The sequence below is a fragment of the Paracoccus wurundjeri genome, assembly GCF_030678915.1.
In the GTDB taxonomy this organism is placed as follows: Bacteria; Pseudomonadota; Alphaproteobacteria; order Rhodobacterales; family Rhodobacteraceae; genus Paracoccus; species Paracoccus onubensis_A.
On sequence record NZ_JAUUTZ010000049.1, the window covers coordinates 1 to 16,012 of the forward strand.

16 protein-coding genes are annotated in these 16,012 nt (G+C 60.9%); 3 read left to right on the top strand and 13 right to left on the bottom strand.

The window, feature by feature from the left end:
* Window positions 1–541: 541 nt before the first annotated feature.
* The 3 genes from rpsI to Q0601_RS24165 form a co-directional block, all read right to left on the bottom strand.
* On the bottom strand, window positions 542–1,057 hold the full coding sequence (rpsI, locus tag Q0601_RS24155; protein WP_305292679.1) for a 30S ribosomal protein S9: 516 nt from the start codon (window positions 1,055–1,057) through the stop codon (window positions 542–544).
* 2 nt (window positions 1,058–1,059) lie between these two features.
* Window positions 1,060–1,524, bottom strand: coding sequence for a 50S ribosomal protein L13 (rplM, locus tag Q0601_RS24160; protein WP_119752199.1), 465 nt, complete (start codon window positions 1,522–1,524; stop codon window positions 1,060–1,062).
* 141 nt (window positions 1,525–1,665) lie between these two features.
* Complete coding sequence (locus tag Q0601_RS24165) at window positions 1,666–2,100, bottom strand: PaaI family thioesterase (RefSeq protein ID WP_305292682.1); 435 nt, start codon at window positions 2,098–2,100, stop codon at window positions 1,666–1,668.
* Between the two features lie 56 nt (window positions 2,101–2,156).
* On the opposite strand from Q0601_RS24165, the gene Q0601_RS24170 reads away from it, so the two are divergent.
* Window positions 2,157–2,942 (top strand): enoyl-CoA hydratase, encoded by a 786-nt coding sequence (locus Q0601_RS24170; RefSeq protein WP_305292684.1) that lies wholly within the window; start codon window positions 2,157–2,159, stop codon window positions 2,940–2,942.
* A gap of 81 nt (window positions 2,943–3,023) precedes the next feature.
* On the top strand, window positions 3,024–3,590 hold the full coding sequence (locus Q0601_RS24175; protein WP_305292686.1) for a hypothetical protein: 567 nt from the start codon (window positions 3,024–3,026) through the stop codon (window positions 3,588–3,590).
* On the opposite strand, the gene Q0601_RS24180 is transcribed toward Q0601_RS24175, so the two are convergent.
* The 10 genes from Q0601_RS24180 to Q0601_RS24225 form a co-directional block, all read right to left on the bottom strand.
* Window positions 3,559–3,867, bottom strand: a complete 309-nt coding sequence (locus tag Q0601_RS24180; protein ID WP_305292688.1) for a carboxymuconolactone decarboxylase family protein — start codon at window positions 3,865–3,867, stop codon at window positions 3,559–3,561. The genes Q0601_RS24175 and Q0601_RS24180 overlap by 32 nt on opposite strands.
* Before the next feature lie 107 nt (window positions 3,868–3,974).
* Window positions 3,975–5,402, bottom strand: a complete 1,428-nt coding sequence (gene murD / locus Q0601_RS24185; RefSeq protein ID WP_305292690.1) for a UDP-N-acetylmuramoyl-L-alanine--D-glutamate ligase — start codon at window positions 5,400–5,402, stop codon at window positions 3,975–3,977.
* A 111-nt stretch (window positions 5,403–5,513) separates the two neighbouring features.
* The gene (mraY, locus tag Q0601_RS24190) at window positions 5,514–6,596 is read right to left on the bottom strand and encodes a phospho-N-acetylmuramoyl-pentapeptide-transferase (protein ID WP_305292692.1); all 1,083 of its coding nucleotides are present in this window, start codon (window positions 6,594–6,596) and stop codon (window positions 5,514–5,516) included.
* Window positions 6,597–6,599: 3 nt separating this feature from the next.
* Window positions 6,600–7,982, bottom strand: a complete 1,383-nt coding sequence (locus Q0601_RS24195) for a UDP-N-acetylmuramoyl-tripeptide--D-alanyl-D-alanine ligase (protein ID WP_305292694.1) — start codon at window positions 7,980–7,982, stop codon at window positions 6,600–6,602.
* Window positions 7,979–9,478, bottom strand: a complete 1,500-nt coding sequence (locus Q0601_RS24200) for a UDP-N-acetylmuramoyl-L-alanyl-D-glutamate--2,6-diaminopimelate ligase (protein ID WP_305292696.1) — start codon at window positions 9,476–9,478, stop codon at window positions 7,979–7,981. Before Q0601_RS24200 ends, Q0601_RS24195 begins: the two co-directional genes overlap by 4 nt.
* Window positions 9,475–11,307: a peptidoglycan D,D-transpeptidase FtsI family protein gene (locus tag Q0601_RS24205; RefSeq protein ID WP_305292698.1), complete on the bottom strand. Its 1,833-nt coding sequence runs from the start codon at window positions 11,305–11,307 to the stop codon at window positions 9,475–9,477. The genes Q0601_RS24200 and Q0601_RS24205 overlap by 4 nt, the downstream gene beginning before the upstream one ends.
* Window positions 11,304–11,639, bottom strand: a complete 336-nt coding sequence (ftsL, locus tag Q0601_RS24210; RefSeq protein WP_305292700.1) for a cell division protein FtsL — start codon at window positions 11,637–11,639, stop codon at window positions 11,304–11,306. The genes Q0601_RS24205 and ftsL overlap by 4 nt, the downstream gene beginning before the upstream one ends.
* Window positions 11,636–12,607, bottom strand: a complete 972-nt coding sequence (gene rsmH, locus Q0601_RS24215) for a 16S rRNA (cytosine(1402)-N(4))-methyltransferase RsmH (protein ID WP_305292702.1) — start codon at window positions 12,605–12,607, stop codon at window positions 11,636–11,638. The genes ftsL and rsmH overlap by 4 nt, the downstream gene beginning before the upstream one ends.
* 3 nt (window positions 12,608–12,610) lie before the next feature.
* On the bottom strand, window positions 12,611–13,129 hold the full coding sequence (locus Q0601_RS24220; protein ID WP_305292704.1) for a division/cell wall cluster transcriptional repressor MraZ: 519 nt from the start codon (window positions 13,127–13,129) through the stop codon (window positions 12,611–12,613).
* A 696-nt stretch (window positions 13,130–13,825) separates the two neighbouring features.
* Window positions 13,826–14,908: an Mrp/NBP35 family ATP-binding protein gene (locus Q0601_RS24225; protein WP_305292706.1), complete on the bottom strand. Its 1,083-nt coding sequence runs from the start codon at window positions 14,906–14,908 to the stop codon at window positions 13,826–13,828.
* 327 nt (window positions 14,909–15,235) lie between these two features.
* On the opposite strand from Q0601_RS24225, the gene Q0601_RS24230 reads away from it, so the two are divergent.
* Complete coding sequence (locus Q0601_RS24230) at window positions 15,236–15,463, top strand: DUF1127 domain-containing protein (RefSeq protein WP_305292708.1); 228 nt, start codon at window positions 15,236–15,238, stop codon at window positions 15,461–15,463.
* The last annotated feature ends 549 nt before the right edge of the window (window positions 15,464–16,012 follow it).

Sequence of the window (16,012 nt, forward strand, 5' to 3'; positions counted from 1 at the left end):
ATCGCCCGAAAGCTAATAGGCCGATATGCAAAGCTCCGTCGACTAAAAGCCAAACCGCCCGCATATCTCTTCAGTTAATACCAATAATGTCAAAAAGCAAAGGAAACAAAATCACGGAAGATGCGCCATTTTCGCGACGCCCCTACCGGTCGTTCATTCCCGAATTCTGTTCGAAGCTTCCGGCCGGGCCATCCGCCTCACCGAAGCAACGTTGCCGCTGTTCGGTGAAGGGGTATCTACGGCTTGTGAACAGAGCCCGCAAGGGGGAAAAATCACGATTTGCTAAAATTTGGATTAATTTATTGAAATATATTGATTAATTTATGTTACTTCCATGACATGAGCCATTACCTTGCAGCACCTGGGATTCACCCTCGCCGGGGGTTGCATGCCCAACGGGGCGATTCTCGCCGTGATTCCCCTGTTATGCGAGGCAGATTCGGTCGGATGCTTTGCCGCATCACCTCGAATCGCGAGCGTAAAACGCAAAAGGCGCGATCCTCTCGGACCGCGCCTTTTTTCGAATGCCTTGCAGACAGAATCAGCGTTTCGAGAACTGGAAGCTGCGGCGCGCCTTGGCCTTACCGTATTTCTTCCGCTCGACGACGCGCGAATCGCGGGTCAGGAAGCCCGCAGCCTTCAACGCGGCGCGCAGGCTGGGTTCGTGCAATTGCAGCGCCTGGCTGATGCCATGCTTCACGGCACCCGCCTGCCCCGACAGGCCGCCCCCCTTGACGGTTGCCTGCACGTCATACTGCCCGGCCACGCCGGCCACGTCGAAAGGCTGACGCAGGATCATCTGCAGCACCGGACGGGCGAAATATTCGTTGATGTCCTTGCCGTTCACCAGGACCTTACCCGAACCCGGCTTGACCCAGACACGGGCGACCGCGTCCTTCCGTTTGCCGGTCGCATAGGCACGGCCCAGCTCGTCGCGCTGCGGGTCGCGCTTGACGGCGACCGCTTCCGGCGCCGCTTCACTTTCACTGACTTCAGCTGCCGGAGTTCCCGAAACGGCCGACTTCAGTTCGTCAAGAGATTTGATGTCTTCAGCCATAATCACGCGCTCCGGGTGTTCTTGGCGTTCATGGACTTGACGTCCAGAACTTCGGGCTGTTGCGCCTCATGCGGATGCTCGGCCCCTGCATAGACGCGCAGATTGGTCATCTGCTGTTTGCCCAGCTTGTTGCGGTTGATCATACGCTCGACGGCCTTGATCACCACGCGCTCGGGATGCGCACCCTCCAGCAGTTGCGCTGCCGTGCGGTTCTTGATCCCGCCCGGATGGCCGGTATGCCAGTAATAGGTCTTGTCACGGCGCTTGTTGCCGGTCAACTGCACCTTGTCGGCATTGATGATGATGACATTGTCGCCCATATCCATATGCGGCGTGAAGCTTGGCTTGTGCTTGCCGCGCAGGCGATTGGCGACGATCGAGGCAAGACGGCCCAGAACAACGCCCTCGGCGTCGATCAGGATCCATTTCTTCTCGATATCCGCCGGTTTCGCGGTAAAGGTTTTCATTGCTCGTCCCTTTGGGGTCGTGTTCAAATTCGAGATGTGGGCTTATCCAGAATTACCGCGCTGCAGTCAACGCCCAGAAACTATATTTTTACAAATAAAATCAATTATTTATTAAATAGGTATCAAAATACCCCGTTATAACTATACAGAATCCTGTCTTTTCGGCGGAATCGAATAGGTCATCGAGCAGCGGGCCACCGGCTCAACCCCGCCGTCAGAATAGATAAGCGCTTCGGCCACGGCCAGCACACGCCCCAGCTTCAGCAGCCGCACCTGCGCGACCAGTTCCTTTCCCGCTTCGGGCTTGCGCATGAAATCGATCGAGGCGTTCGTCGTCACCGCCAGCGCGACCGGCCCGATCCGCGCTAGAATCGCGCAATAGATCGCCAGATCGGCAAGGGCGAAAATCGATGGCCCACTGACGGTACCGCCTGGCCGCAGATTTGCGTCGCTGACGATCAGCCGCGCCTCCAGCCCGCCGGCATCGACCCGCCCGACCCGATAATCCGCAGCGACCTGCGGAAACTCGCGGGCAAGGAATACGTTCAACGCATCCGCATCCATCACGATATCCATACTTTCCCCCTGACCATTTGCGCCTTACGCTCGTCGTAAACGAAGGAGAGATCAAGATGCCGGACCTCGTCTTGCGCGAAGATACCGATCATGTGGCGCGGTTGGTGCTGAACAGCCCCGCCAATTACAACGCGCTGTCTCTCGAGATGATCGACGCCCTGTCCGAGTCGTTCCGGGCGATCGAAGAAGACGACAATATCCGCGCCGTCATTCTTGCTGCGACGGGCAAGGCGTTTTCGGCGGGACACGATCTGCGCCAGATGCAAGCAGCCCGCCGCGATGACGATGCCGGACGCCGGGCATATGAGCGTTTGTTCGGGCGCTGCTCGGGCATGATGCAGATGCTGCCCGCCCTGCCCCAGCCGGTCATCGCCGAGGTGCAGGGAATCGCCACCGCCGCAGGCTGCCAATTGGTTGCCTCTTGCGATCTTGCGGTCGCCGCGGAGGATGTACGCTTCGGCGTGAACGGGGTGAATATCGGCCTGTTCTGCTCGACCCCGATGGTTGCATTGACGCGCGCCGTGCCGCCCAAAGCGGCATTCGAGATGCTGACCACCGGTGAATTCATTCTGGCGGATCGGGCCTGTGAGCTGGGGCTGGTCAACCGGGTCGTCCCTGCGGATCAACTGACCACGACCACCATGGAGATGGCCCGCCTGATCGCCTCGAAACTGCCCGCGGCGATCCGCATGGGCAAACGCGCCTTTCACGAGCAGCTTCGCCTTGGATTGGCTGCCGCCTATGAAGGAGCAGGTTCGACCATGTGCGAAAACATGATGCTGCCCGACACGAATGAGGGCATCAACGCCTTTCTCGAAAAGCGAAAACCGGACTGGAACTGAAGCATGAGCTCGCCTCTTCGGATCGCCCACCATATACACGGGAATATCAGACCGTCGACGGGTGGTGATTGAAAACCCATGATGAACAAGCTGCTTCTCGCGCCAGTTCTGATCGGGGCCGCCTGCATCATGGCGGGCATTTACGGCGCCCTGCATGATCAGATTTCCTATACCGTCTCGACGGGATATTTTCATGAATTCAAATTCATCCAGTTCAACATCGCCCCAAGCCTGCAAAACCGCCTTGGTGCCGCCATCGTCGGTTGGCTTGCCTCCTGGTGGATGGGCATTGTCATCGGCGTGCCAATCTGTCTGTCAGCCCTGACGGTAAGGGGCATCCGGGCGTTCATTCGCGCCTTTCTGCTTGCCGCCCTGACCGTGATCGGGGTCACTCTGCTGATCGGGCTTACCGGATTGGCCATCGGTTTTCTGATCATCCAGGACGGAAATCTGCCGTCCTGGATGGTTGGCCGCGACGTTACCGATCCCGTTTCCTTCGCACGCGCCGGAATGATGCATGATTTCAGCTATCTCGGAGGAATGGTGGGATTGCTTGCCGGTGCCGCGGTGGTCATCCGCCAGGCCGTGACGTCACGCAGAACCGCGCCGCGTCCGGTCAGTCATCGATCAAATGGCTTCCATGAGTAATCGCCCCACCTGCCCGTAGCATCGCGGCGATGAAAACCGTCTGGGCAAGTTCCTCGTCGCTCGCCCCGGCCTGACGAGCCTTTCCTTTATGGATCTCCAGACAATAGCTGCATTGCGTCGTCAGGGCGACCGCCACGGCGATCAGTTCCTTGTATTTTACCGGTATGCCTCCATCGGCCATGACCGCTTCACTCAAAGCACCGAATTTTTTCCAGATATCGTTACCTGCATTCTTGCCCAGTTGCCCGAGCTTGGCCATATTCTTCATATCATACATGGGAATGCCATTGTGTCCTTATCGCTTCTGCCAAGCATCATTGCTTGCGCGCAGTGCGGTTCGGACGCCGCGGCAGCGACGTTACATGACGTTACATGTAGATAAGGCTATTTCCCCGAATCCCTGCGGGCGCTTTCCATCTGTAAATCCCGGACCAAAGCCGTGAAATGCTCGCCCCGTTTCTCGAAATTCGGATATTGGTCAAAACTGGCAGCCGCAGGGGCCAACAACACCGTATCGCCGGGTTCGGCCTCGGCACTGGCATGGGCGACGGCCTCATCCATCGTACCCGAGATTTCATAAGGGGTCTGCCCGATCTCCAACGCGAAATCCCGTGCGGAATGGCCGATCAGATACGCTTTCTTCACATGTTCCAAATATGGTGCCACCGCGGCGATACCGCCTTCTTTCCCCAATCCCCCGGCGATCCACCGGACATGCCGGAATGCCTGCAGCGCTTTGGCGGCGGCATCGATATTCGTGGCCTTGGAATCGTTGACATAACGGACGCCCCCGATCTCGGCGACCAGCTGACTTCGATGCGGAAGCCCTCTGAAGCTGTGAAATGCCGCCTCGATATCGCGCGGGGCAAGCCCGACCGCGCGGCAGGCGGCATAGGCGGCGCAGGCATTCTGATGGTTATGCGCGCCTGGCAAGCCGTCGATCTCGCGCAAATCTATTGAAGCAATCTGCCGCCCCTTGCGGTACTCGGCCAGGAAACCCTTGCGCGCAAAGACCGACCATGCCGCGTGATCCAGCTTTTGCCCCGCCGAGACCCGGATCACCCGATCATCCGAGGGCGCGGTTGCCAATTGCCCGGCGAGATAAAGCCCTTCCGGCTCATCCACCCCGATCACGGCGCGGTCCGGTCCGCCCTCTGCGAAAAGCCGCCGCTTCGCCGCGAAATATCCCCCGGTCCCGCCGTGACGGTCCAGATGATCCGGGCTCAGATTGGTGAAGACGGCGACATCCGGCGTCAGTGCCCGCGCCAGATCGGTCTGATAGCTGGACAGTTCCAGTACCACGACCTCGCCATCCTGCGCAGGTTCAAGGGACAGGACGCCGGTCCCGATATTCCCACCCATCTGCGACGGACGCCCGCATTCCCGCAGGATATGATAAATCAAGGCGGTCGTCGTGGATTTCCCGTTCGAGCCGGTCACCGCAATGACTTTGGGAATGCGGTCGAACTCACCGAAATCCGAAGTCGCATAGCTGCGGAAGAACAGACCGATATCGTTATCCACCGGCACGCCAAGCATATAGGCTTTGGCAATCACCGGATGAGGATGCGGATAAAGATGCGGGATGCCCGGAGACGTGATCAGCCCGGAGACGCCATGCCATGCTTCGTCACGGGTCAGGTCGAGGACGGTCATGCCTTCGGCCTGCGCCGCTTCGCGCGTATCGGCCCCATCGTCCCATGCGACGACATTCGCCCCGCCCGCCGCCAATGCCGCGGCCGTCGCCTTGCCTGAACGGCCAAGGCCAAGAACGGCAATGGTCAGATTTTCAACGCCCTGAACAGGGATCATTCTTGCTGCCTTCTGCAAATGCAGGCCGGGACTTTCCCGTCGCCGGCCTGGCTCTCGAACCCGTGGCGCGCCAACCCGCGACCCCGGGATATCTGGATGAAGAAGAAACCGTCAGCGAAGTTTTAGGGTGGCCAGCCCAATCAGCGCAAGGACCAATGCGATGATCCAGAACCTGATCACGATCTGCGCCTCGCCCCAGCCTTTCTTCTCGAAATGGTGGTGGATCGGGGCCATCAGGAAGACCCGTTTGCCGGTGCGCTTGAAATACAGCACCTGAATGATGACGCTGAGCGCCTCGACGACGAAAAGGCCGCCGACAATGGCCAGAACGATTTCGTGCTTGGTGACGACGGCAATCGCGCCAAGTGCGCCGCCCAGCGCAAGCGAGCCGGTATCGCCCATGAAAACGGCAGCCGGAGGCGCATTATACCACAGGAAACCCAACCCGCCGCCAATCAGCGCCGCCACGAAGATCAGGATCTCGCCCGTGCCAGGAACGCGGTGGACCCCCAGATATTCCGTGAAATCCGCCCTGCCGACGGTATAGGCGATAACTCCAAGCGTGCCGGCAGCAATCATCACCGGCATGATGGCCAGACCGTCCAGACCGTCCGTCAGGTTCACCGCATTGGCTGCGCCGACGATCACGATCATGGCGAAGGGGACGAAGAACACGCCCAGATTGATCAATACATTCTTGAAGACGGGCAAGGCCAGTTGCCCAGTCAGTTCCGCGGGGTGCAGCCACATTGCCCAGGCGCTTGCGATAAAGGCCAGCGCCAGCCCCAGCGCCATCCGCAGCCGGCCCGAGACCCCTTTGGTGTTGTGCTTGCTGACTTTGGCGTAATCATCGGCGAACCCGATCGCCGCATATCCCGCCGTCACCAGCAGCACGATCCAGACATAGCCGTTGTCCAGCCGAGCCCATAGCAGTGTCGAGACGAACAGCGCCGACAGGATCAGGATACCGCCCATGGTCGGGGTGCCGGCCTTGACCAGATGGCCCTCGGGTCCGTCATCGCGGATCGGCTGACCTTTCTTCTGCATCTTCCGCAGATAGCTGATCAACGGACTGCCGAAAATGAAGCCGAAAATCAGCGCGGTAAAAAATGCGGCGCCTGCGCGGAATGTGATATATCGGAACAGATTGAAGAGGTCGCCCCCTTCGGAAAATGTGCTCAGCCAATAGAGCATCTCTTACCCCTCGTCCTGTGGCGCAGGCATTTGCCCTGATTGCCGGAGGGCGTCAACCACTGCCGACACTTTCGAGGATTTCGATCCCTTGACCAGCACGATATCGCCGGGCGCGACCAGTTCAGCAGCACGCGCCGCCAGTTCTGCCGCATTCCCGGCCCAGATGCCGCGTTTCCCGGTGGGCAGGGCATCGTACAGGTTCCGCATCAGCGCGCCTGCCGCATGAACCAGATCGACAGAACCCATCGCGGGATCGTCGGCAACGGCCCGATGCAATTCGACCTCGTCCGGGCCAAGTTCCAGCATGTCGCCAAGGATCGCCACCCGCCGACCGCCTTGCAATCCCGCCAGCATCGCAAGCCCCGCGCTTAGCGACGTAGGATTGGCGTTGAATGCATCATCGATCAGGCGGATATCGCCCAGCTGTTCGACCGCGCCGCGCCCTTTTGGCGGCAGCCAGTCTCCGATCCGGCGGGCTGCTTCGCGGAGATCCGCCCCCGCCGCGGCCAATGCGGCAAGTACGCCCACGGCATTCAGCGCGAAATGCGCACCGGTCGTCAGCAGCGTGAATTCAATCACCTCCCCGGCAATCTTCGCGCGGCATTTCAGGCTGTCGCCCTCAGAGCTGACCTGTATCAGCCGCGCCATGCCGTCGCGGCCGAAGCCCATGACGATGGCTCCGGCAGCATCGGCGCAATCGCGCAGGATCTGCGTGACCGGAAGGTCTTCGGGAATGATTGCCGTGCCGACCGCCGTCAGCCCTTCAAAAATCGCGCCCTTCTCTTGCGCGATCCCCTCGATGGCGCCGAATGCCTCCAGATGCGCCGCCGCAACCGTGGTGATCATCGCGACATGCGCGCGGGCCATGCGGGACAAGGGGGCGATTTCGCCCGGGCGATTCATCCCGATCTCGATAACCGCGAAATCCGTGTCGCGCGGCATCCGCGCCAGGGTGAGCGGAACACCCCAGTGATTGTTATAGCTGGCCTCCGCCGCATGAATCCTGCCCTGTCCAGTCAGTGCGGCGCGGGCCATGTCCTTGGTCGAGGTCTTGCCGACCGACCCGGTAATGGCAATGACCTTGCCATGCATGCGCGCCCTGCCAGCCCGCCCAAGTTTCTCAAGCGCAGGCAGCACCTCGGGAACGATCAGCAACGGAGCGTTATGCGGCACATCATCGGGAATGCGGCTGACCATGGCGGCCGAGGCACCCTTTTCCAGCGCCTGCGCCACGAAATCATGACCGTCCCGGATATCGGTCAGCGCCACGAACAGATCGCCGGGCCGGAGCGTACGGGTGTCTATCGAGACGCCGGTCGCCGCCCAATCGCCCTGCGCCCTTCCCCCGGTCGCGGCAGAGGCATCGGCTGCAGTCCAGAGACTCATATCCGGCCATCCAGTGCCGCGACGGCGACCGAGGCCTGCTCGGCATCGTCGAACGGATAGACGTCCTGACCGACGATCTGTCCCGTTTCATGTCCCTTGCCCGCAATCAGCAGCGCATCGCCCGGCTGCAACGCATCGACGCCACGCAGGATTGCCTCGGCCCGGTCGCCGACCTCGGTGGCCTCGGGACCGGCGGCCGCCATGATCGCAGCGCGGATCGAGGCCGGATCCTCGCTGCGGGGATTGTCATCGGTCACGATCACCACATCGGCATATCGGCGCGCGGCTTCTCCCATCAGCGGGCGCTTGCCGCGGTCGCGGTCGCCACCCGCGCCGAAGACCACGACGATCCGGCCCATCACATGCGGGCGCAGCGATTGCAGCGCAGCGATCAGGGCACCGGGTTTATGCGCGTAATCGACAAAGACCGCCGCGCCGTTTTCCCGCAACGCAGCCAGTTGCATCCGTCCCCGGACGGTCCGCAAATCCGGCATCGCGGCGATGATCTCTTCGGCGCTGTCGCCCGAGGCGAGGGCAAGGCCCATGGCAGCCAGAACATTCTCGGCCTGAAAGCCGCCGATCAGTGGCAAGCGCACCATATGGGCCTGCCCCATCACCGAAAACCGCAGATCCTGCCCGGTCGCATCGTAACGCTGGCCAAGGATGCGCAGCAATGCCTCTTCGTTTTGCCCGATGGTGGTCAGGGCCAGTCCGCGATCCCTGGCAATATCGACCATGCGCCGGCCATGTTCCGAATCGATATTGATGACAGCGGATTCTCCATCTTCCAGTAGGTGATTGAAAAGCAGCGCCTTGGCCGCGAAATATTCCTCGAAACCGGCATGATAATCCAGATGGTCCTGGGTGAAGTTCGTGAACGCTCCGGCCTCGACCCGCACACCGTCCAACCGCCGCTGATCCAGACCGTGGCTGGATGCCTCCATGGCCGCATGGCTCACGCCGGCATGCGCCGCCTCGGACAGGACACGATGCAGGGTGACGGGTTCAGGCGTGGTATGGGCCAGTCTCGCGTGATAATCGCCTTCGACCCCCATGGTTCCAAGACTGATCGCCTGATGGCCCAATGCCTGCCAGATCTGGCGGGTAAATGTCGCGACGCTGGTCTTGCCCGAAGTGCCTGTGACCGCCACGACATGTTCGGGCTGCGCCTCGAACCAAAGCGCGGCGGCGCCGGCCAGCGCGGCGCGGGGATCCTCGGCCACGATCACTGCGCCATCCCAGCCGCGGAACGCATCGGCGGCCATCTCGGCGCCCTTGCGATCGGTCAGTACGGCGCTGGCCTCCATGCGGAGGGCATAGGGGATGAATTCCGCGCCATGCATGGCCGAACCCGGCAGGGCGGCAAAGAGATGCCCCGGCTTGACCGTCCGGCTATCCACCGAAAGCCCCGAGATAACGGGATCGCGCCCGTCTCTGCCCCGCAATCCCAGTTGCGACAGTTTCTTCGAGACCTGGCCCACCGCTTCACCCGTCATTCGTTCGACACGACCTTTACCGCATCCTCTGAACCAGGTTCAACATGCGTGGCGATCCGGGGTGTGATCTGCGGCAGCTTTTCGTCGGTCACAGCTTCCAAACCCAATAGCGGCGCAAGCCGGCGAACCAGTTCCGCAGCGACCGGAACGGCTGTCATACCCGCGGTACGGCTTTCGCCCCCTCCGCCCACCGAGACCGAAGGTTCATCCAGCGAGACGACCAGTGAATATTTGGGCTTGCTCGCCGGAAAAACCGAGGCAAATGTGGCCACCACCTTGTTATCGTAATAGCCGCCGCTCGGACGCGGCTTGTCGGCGGTGCCGGTCTTGCCCGCGATTTCATAACCCTCGACCTCGGCGCGGCTTGCGGTACCCCTTGTCACCACCTGCCGCAGCATGCTGACGGCCATATCCGCCGCACGGGTGGACATGACCTGCTCACCCGTCGGGCGCTTGCGGCCATGCACGAGCGTGGGCGCGACCCGCTTGCCGCCATTAGCAATCGTGGCATAGGCCGAGGCCAGATGCAGCGGACTTGCCGCGAGCCCATGCCCAAAGGCAACCGTCGCCGAGGTCACGGCGGGCCAGCGCGGAGGCACCAGCGGCTTGCCGGTCGGCGCTTCAACCATTTCGATAGGTGTCGCCTGGAAAAAACCCAGATCCTTGAGGAATTCCTTCTGACGATCAACGCCGATCATCTGGGCGATCCGGACCGTGCCGACATTCGATGACTTCACGATCACATCTGTCGCGCTCAGTTGCGGACCGTAATTGTGGAAATCATGGATAAGATACTTGCCGATCTTCATCGGGCTTTTCGAATTGATGCCGCTGTTGGGGTTGATCAGCTGCAAATCAAGCGCCTGCGCCACCGGGAATATCTTGAAGGTCGAGCCAAGCTCGTACTGGCCCTGAACCGCGCGGTTGAACAGCGGACTGTCAGACGGATCGCCCTTCAGCAACGGGCGAGGCCGGTCGTTGGGATCGAAATCCGGCAGGCTCGCCATCGCGACGACCTCTCCGGTATCCACCTCCATCAATACGGCGGTCGCGCCCTTCGCGTTCATCAGCTTCATGCCGGAATCAAGAACGCGCTCCATTGCGGACTGCACTGTCAGATCGATGGAAAGCGCAAGCGGCGCGCCGTGATTGGCCGGATCGCGCAGCCATCCGTCAAAGGCCTTTTCGACGCCCGCGATGCCAATCACCTCGGCATTGCTGACGCCTTCCGCCCCGAAGCCCGAGCCGCCAAGGATATGGCTCGCGATACGACCATTCGGATAAATCCGCATTTCGCGCGGACCGAACAGCAGCCCGGGCTCGCCGATATCGTGAACCGCTTGCATCTGCTCGGGGCTAATCTTGCGCTTGATCCACATGAATTTGCGGTCGCTGGTGAAATCCTTTTTCAGATCGGCAAGTTCGAGATCCGGAAAGATTTTCGCCAGCCCTTCAGCCGCTGCAACCGGATCGACCATCTGGTACGGATGCGCGTAAAGCGAATAGGTCAGCATGTTCATCGCCAGCACACGACCATTCCGGTCGGTGATATCGGAACGCTGCGAAATGATCTGCGCGCTCATCACCTGCGAAAGCGGCTCGCTGGGTTCACTTGACGCAAGAACGCCCATGCGCAGGCCGACAGTCGTGAAAGCCAGCACGAAACAGGCGGCCATCAGGAACAGCCGCCCTTCGGCACGGCGCCTCGCCTTGTCTTGAATCTCTTCATGCCGCCGGCGACGGTTTTCCGCCTCTATCTCATCGGGATTCTCACCACGTTCACGGGCACGGAGAATACGGGCCAAAGGGCGCAGGGGCGTGCGGATCATGGCTGGTCCTCATTGGTCGCGGCGTCTTCGGCAGGTTCCGCGGGCGGTTTGGGATAATCGACATTGTCGAGATCGACGAACTGACCGGATTCGATCGGCACCAGTTGCAGCCGCTCGAAATTCAGATCCACCAGTTCGCGCAGGCGTGACGGACGGTTGAGATAGGCCCATTCGGCCCGCAGGATGCCAAGTTCCTCGCGCAGGCCGGCGATGTCCCGCTGAATATCGCTCATTTCGCTCATTGCGGCCTGGGTGCGGTAATTTTCCCGATAGGCCCAGAACGCCAGTCCCATCACGATCAGGATGCATGTCAGATAAACAATCGACTTCATCTTGCGCCCTTTCTGCCGGGAAGGCGCGGCATTGCCAGCATGCCTTCATCCAGCTCCGCCACAGGCGCGTCGGTGCGGATTGCCACGCGCAAAAGTGCCGAACGCGCACGGGCATTCGCCTCGCTTTCATCCGCGTCAGGGCCTATCGCGCGGCGGAAAGGCAACGTGAACGCGGCGGGCGCGGTTTCGGTCGCCGGGGCGTATCGACTGCCGCCACCGGCGCTGTTCGAACGTGCCTGCATGAACCGCTTGACGATCCGGTCTTCAAGCGAATGAAAGCTGACCACCGCAAGCTTCCCGCCCGCCTGCAAGGCGCGTTCGGCAGCGGAAAGACCGTTCACGAGTTGACGGAACTCGTCATTGACCCAGATGCGAATGGCCTGGAAACTGCGGGTCGCCGGATGGCTTTGCCCGGGTTTGGGACGGGGCAGACAAGAAGCCACGATTTCGGCAAGCTGAATCGTACGGGTCAGGGGACGAGCCGCGACAATGGCCCGCGCGATCCGACGGGACGCGCGTTCTTCGCCATAATGATACAGGACATCGGCGATCACCGATTCCTCGGCCTCGTTCAGCAGATCGGCAGCCGAGGGCCCCTCTTGTCCCATCCGCATATCCAGCGGACCGTCGCGCAGAAAGGAAAAACCGCGCCCGGCCTGATCAAGCTGCATGGAACTGACGCCGAGATCCAGCACCACGCCGTCAAGCGGCCCACCTGCCAACCGGTCCAGATCGGCAAATTCGCCCTCGATAAGCTTAAGCCGGTCGCCATATTGCCCGGCCCAGTCTTGGGCCATGTCGAAAACCGCCGGATCCCGGTCGATCCCGATCACCTGCGCGGCCCCGGCATCAAGCAGCCCGCGCGTATAACCGCCCGCGCCGAAAGTACCGTCAACCCAGACCCCGGAAACAGGAGAAACCGCTTCGAGAAGCGGTTTCAGCAAAACGGGAATATGCGGTGCATCCATCGCCTATCCCTCGCCCTCATCCACTTCGCTAAGGAATTGTCGCGGATCGAAGCCCGGGCCTTTCGACGCAGTGAACTCTTCGAGCTCCTCGATGTCTTTCGGAGGTGAATCCGGATGATAGACCTTGACGTAATCCCCGTGCGAGGCGAACACGGCCTCGGTCCCATCGGTCAGCCCCAGCTTTTCCCGCAGGCGCAACGGTAAAACCAGCCGCCCATCGCGATCGATCTCGAGATCTGTCGATTGACCATTCATCAATTGCTCAAGCCAGCGGCGCTCTTTGCTGCCGCGCGTCAGCCGGTCGATCTGTTCATCGATCTCATCGGCAGCTTCAATCGTATAAAGCTCCAGCCAGTTCCACTGATCCGGACCGTAAACCGCAACGATCTGGGTGCGGCCGGTATTCGAAGAAGCAAAAGTGGGATCGCCGGCGTCGAAAACACGCCGCATCTTGGCCGGGATCGACATCCGACCCTTGCCATCCAGCTTGACGCTTTCGGTGCCTCTGAACTTGCGCGCCACCTGTCGACCGCCCTCACTGTCCTGCTCTTTCGCCCGCCCGAAAGAGAAAGGCGGACCGGGCCGCTGCCACTGCCCGATCCGCCACCCTCGTTCCCAATTGCTGGGCCCCTTGCGGGGTGGCCGTCCTGTCACGCGTCACCTTGGGGGATGGTGCTGCTCACACGCATGGACGGCTCGGTTTAGAAAACGGGTGCCTGTATGAAGCCTGCTTCGCCTTCGTGGGATCTTGCTGTCCCTTTCACTGCCCGTCTCCGTGATTAAGTTGTGACATGGGATTTCATGGGAAGCAACGGAATTTTACCTCGGAACAGCGTTTTTTATTTGAACTATCGCGTTTATATTCCAGAAAATATGGAAGAAATTGGCCAGATATGTCAACAGTTCGTATGCAGAGCAAAGTTAACCACCACATATAGAGAATATGAATGTGTGGCACAAAATCCCGTATCACGGGCCAGCCGTCGGACAATCCACTCTGAAATCCTGCGATTCACGCCAAGATTCCCGTTCATCACAGCGAATCACAGAACCGGGAGCGCGATTCGCCCCCCCGATTCCATGAATTCCCATCATTCCCGGAATTTCCCAAATACAGCATTTGCGTGGCCGGTCCCGACCTGCCGCGTGGCTGAAAGCCCTGTCATGAAACATGCGCCGCCCGGAAAACCGGGCCGCTAACAGCAGCAAATGCCCGAATCAGGCCATACCGCCCTTTACAAGCCGGTCGGCAAGCTGGGCATAGGCCCGGGCCGTCGGCCCGTCATCCAAAGCCACCGGCCGCCCGGAATCTCCGCCCAGCCGGACATCCAGCTCAAGCGGCAACTGCCCGAGGAAGGGCAATCCTAGCTCCTTCGCCTCGACCTCCACGCCGCCGTGACCGAACAGATGCGCCTCGTGCCCGCAATTGGGGCAGACATAAGTCGACATGTTTTCAATGAGCCCCAGAACCGGAGCCTTCAGCTTGCGGAACATGTCGATGGCCCGGCGCGCATCCAGCAACGCGACATCCTGCGGGGTCGAGACGATCAGCGCTCCGGTGACCGCGGCTTTCTGGCAGAGACTGAGCTGCACATCGCCGGTCCCCGGCGGCAAGTCGATCAACAGCACATCCAACTCGCCCCAATTGACCTGCTGAAGCAATTGCTGCATCGCCCCCATCAGCATGGGACCGCGCCAGACCACGGCTTCGCCCTCCTTGAGCATCAGCCCGATCGACATCACCGTGACACCATGCGCATGCAGCGGCTCGATCCGCTGGCCGTCGGGGCTAGCCGGCCGTCCGCTCACCCCCATCATCCGCGGTTGCGACGGACCATATATATCGGCGTCAAGCAATCCCACCTTACGCCCCGCGCGGGCAAGCGCCACCGCCAGGTTAGAGGTCACGGTGGATTTGCCGACCCCGCCCTTGCCCGACCCTATCGCGATGATGTTGCGCACACCGGGAATCGGTTGCGGTCCGGCCTGCGCCGTCGGATGCCCACCAATCTTCAGTGACGGCGCGCCGCCACCCGCTGGCGCCGCCTGACGAGAAGCCGGGGCGGTCATGACGATATCCACGCGATCCACAGCAGGCAGGGCCATCAGCCGGCGCCTTGCCTCATCTTCCACGCCCGCCAGTTCGCGGGCCATCGCGGCATCCCGGACTTCCAGCACGAATCGGACATGCCCACCTTCGATGGTCAAAGCCCGGACAAGATCAGCCTGCCCCAGCGTTTTCCCGCCGGGCAAGCGGATTTCAGAGATTTCCCCAAGGACAACTTCGCGATCAACGGACATGTTTTCGGCCTCGCAATTGAATTGCGTTGCAGCATGGTCCAAATGAAACCTCACGGCAACCGCTGGATCGGATAACTGTCAAACCTATGGCTCAGCAGTAATTTCGCGGATGCAGCATTAACGCTAACAGATTTATGACAGAGGTTTTTAATCACATTTTCATTACGTTATTTTCCACAAGAACGCTCAAGCCATGCGCCCGCTGCATAGCAGCATTGGCAAAAGAATGGATTGTGCAACTGCAGCATAAGGTCCATCTTTCAATCAACCGAAGCGCAGAACCAATCCGGGTACTGACGTAGGACGTGACGAAGAAAGGAAGACATCATGACTGTTATCGCTCAGACCCAACAAGCCGTCGAAACGACCGGCCTGCGTGGCCGCCTGCTGAATGCGATACAGCGGATGCAGGAAAACCGCGCGCGCCGCGCAATCTATCACCAGACGCTGCGTGAACTCAACGCGTTGACCGCCCGCGATCTTGCGGATCTGGGTATCAGCCGTTCGATGATCACCCGTCTGGCCCACGAAGCGGCATATAGCGACGGCAAATAAGAATTCGCTTTCCCGGCCCTCTCCTCCTCCCAATGGGTCGGGATATGGCGGCGCCCTCCTCTCCTCCTCCCCGGAGGGCGCCGCCCAAAGAACGCTCCGCAGCCCTCTCCTCCTCCCATGGGCTTTCGGATGCAGGCGGCGGCTCCGACCTCCTCCCAGGAGCCGCCGCAAAAAATAGCCGCCCTGAATTGCGGCAAACACATACGACGGGTCTTCTCCTCCCTCCCATCCGTCGTTTGCGGTGATGCCACCCCTCCTCCCGGCAGCCACCGCACCCCATAGCCGCCTTATCTGCGGCAAAAGAATGCGACGGGCGACTCCTCCTCCCTCCCAGCCTGTCGTTTGCGGTGCCGGTCTATCCTCCTCCCGGGCCTTCACCGCACCCCATACGCGGCCCCTCCTCCTCCCTGGGCCAGCGTTGAGGGGGGGGGCCCCCCCCCCCCCCCCCGGGGCGGGCGCCCCCGGCGTAAGGCCCGTTTTTGGAGCCGCGCCCCCCACAGATGAGGGGGGGGTAGGTTTTTTTTTAAGCACTAGAAACCCGCGCACCCA

What these genes read in the sequence shown, in the direction of transcription:
- Q0601_RS24230 (WP_305292708.1), top strand. Translation starts at nt 15,236, where the DNA reads ATGACTGTTATCGCTCAGACCCAACAAGCCGTCGAAACGACCGGCCTG.
- Q0601_RS24200 (WP_305292696.1), bottom strand. Translation starts at nt 9,478, where the DNA reads ATGACGGGTGAAGCGGTGGGCCAGGTCTCGAAGAAACTGTCGCAACTG.
- mraY (WP_305292692.1), bottom strand. Translation starts at nt 6,596, where the DNA reads ATGCTCTATTGGCTGAGCACATTTTCCGAAGGGGGCGACCTCTTCAAT.
- rpsI (WP_305292679.1), bottom strand. Translation starts at nt 1,057, where the DNA reads ATGGCTGAAGACATCAAATCTCTTGACGAACTGAAGTCGGCCGTTTCG.
- rplM (WP_119752199.1), bottom strand. Translation starts at nt 1,524, where the DNA reads ATGAAAACCTTTACCGCGAAACCGGCGGATATCGAGAAGAAATGGATC.
- murD (WP_305292690.1), bottom strand. Translation starts at nt 5,402, where the DNA reads ATGATCCCTGTTCAGGGCGTTGAAAATCTGACCATTGCCGTTCTTGGC.
- Q0601_RS24165 (WP_305292682.1), bottom strand. Translation starts at nt 2,100, where the DNA reads ATGGATATCGTGATGGATGCGGATGCGTTGAACGTATTCCTTGCCCGC.
- rsmH (WP_305292702.1), bottom strand. Translation starts at nt 12,607, where the DNA reads ATGGATGCACCGCATATTCCCGTTTTGCTGAAACCGCTTCTCGAAGCG.
- Q0601_RS24195 (WP_305292694.1), bottom strand. Translation starts at nt 7,982, where the DNA reads ATGAGTCTCTGGACTGCAGCCGATGCCTCTGCCGCGACCGGGGGAAGG.
- Q0601_RS24225 (WP_305292706.1), bottom strand. Translation starts at nt 14,908, where the DNA reads ATGTCCGTTGATCGCGAAGTTGTCCTTGGGGAAATCTCTGAAATCCGC.
- Q0601_RS24205 (WP_305292698.1), bottom strand. Translation starts at nt 11,307, where the DNA reads ATGATCCGCACGCCCCTGCGCCCTTTGGCCCGTATTCTCCGTGCCCGT.
- Q0601_RS24180 (WP_305292688.1), bottom strand. Translation starts at nt 3,867, where the DNA reads ATGTATGATATGAAGAATATGGCCAAGCTCGGGCAACTGGGCAAGAAT.
- Q0601_RS24170 (WP_305292684.1), top strand. Translation starts at nt 2,157, where the DNA reads ATGCCGGACCTCGTCTTGCGCGAAGATACCGATCATGTGGCGCGGTTG.
- ftsL (WP_305292700.1), bottom strand. Translation starts at nt 11,639, where the DNA reads ATGAAGTCGATTGTTTATCTGACATGCATCCTGATCGTGATGGGACTG.
- Q0601_RS24175 (WP_305292686.1), top strand. Translation starts at nt 3,024, where the DNA reads ATGAACAAGCTGCTTCTCGCGCCAGTTCTGATCGGGGCCGCCTGCATC.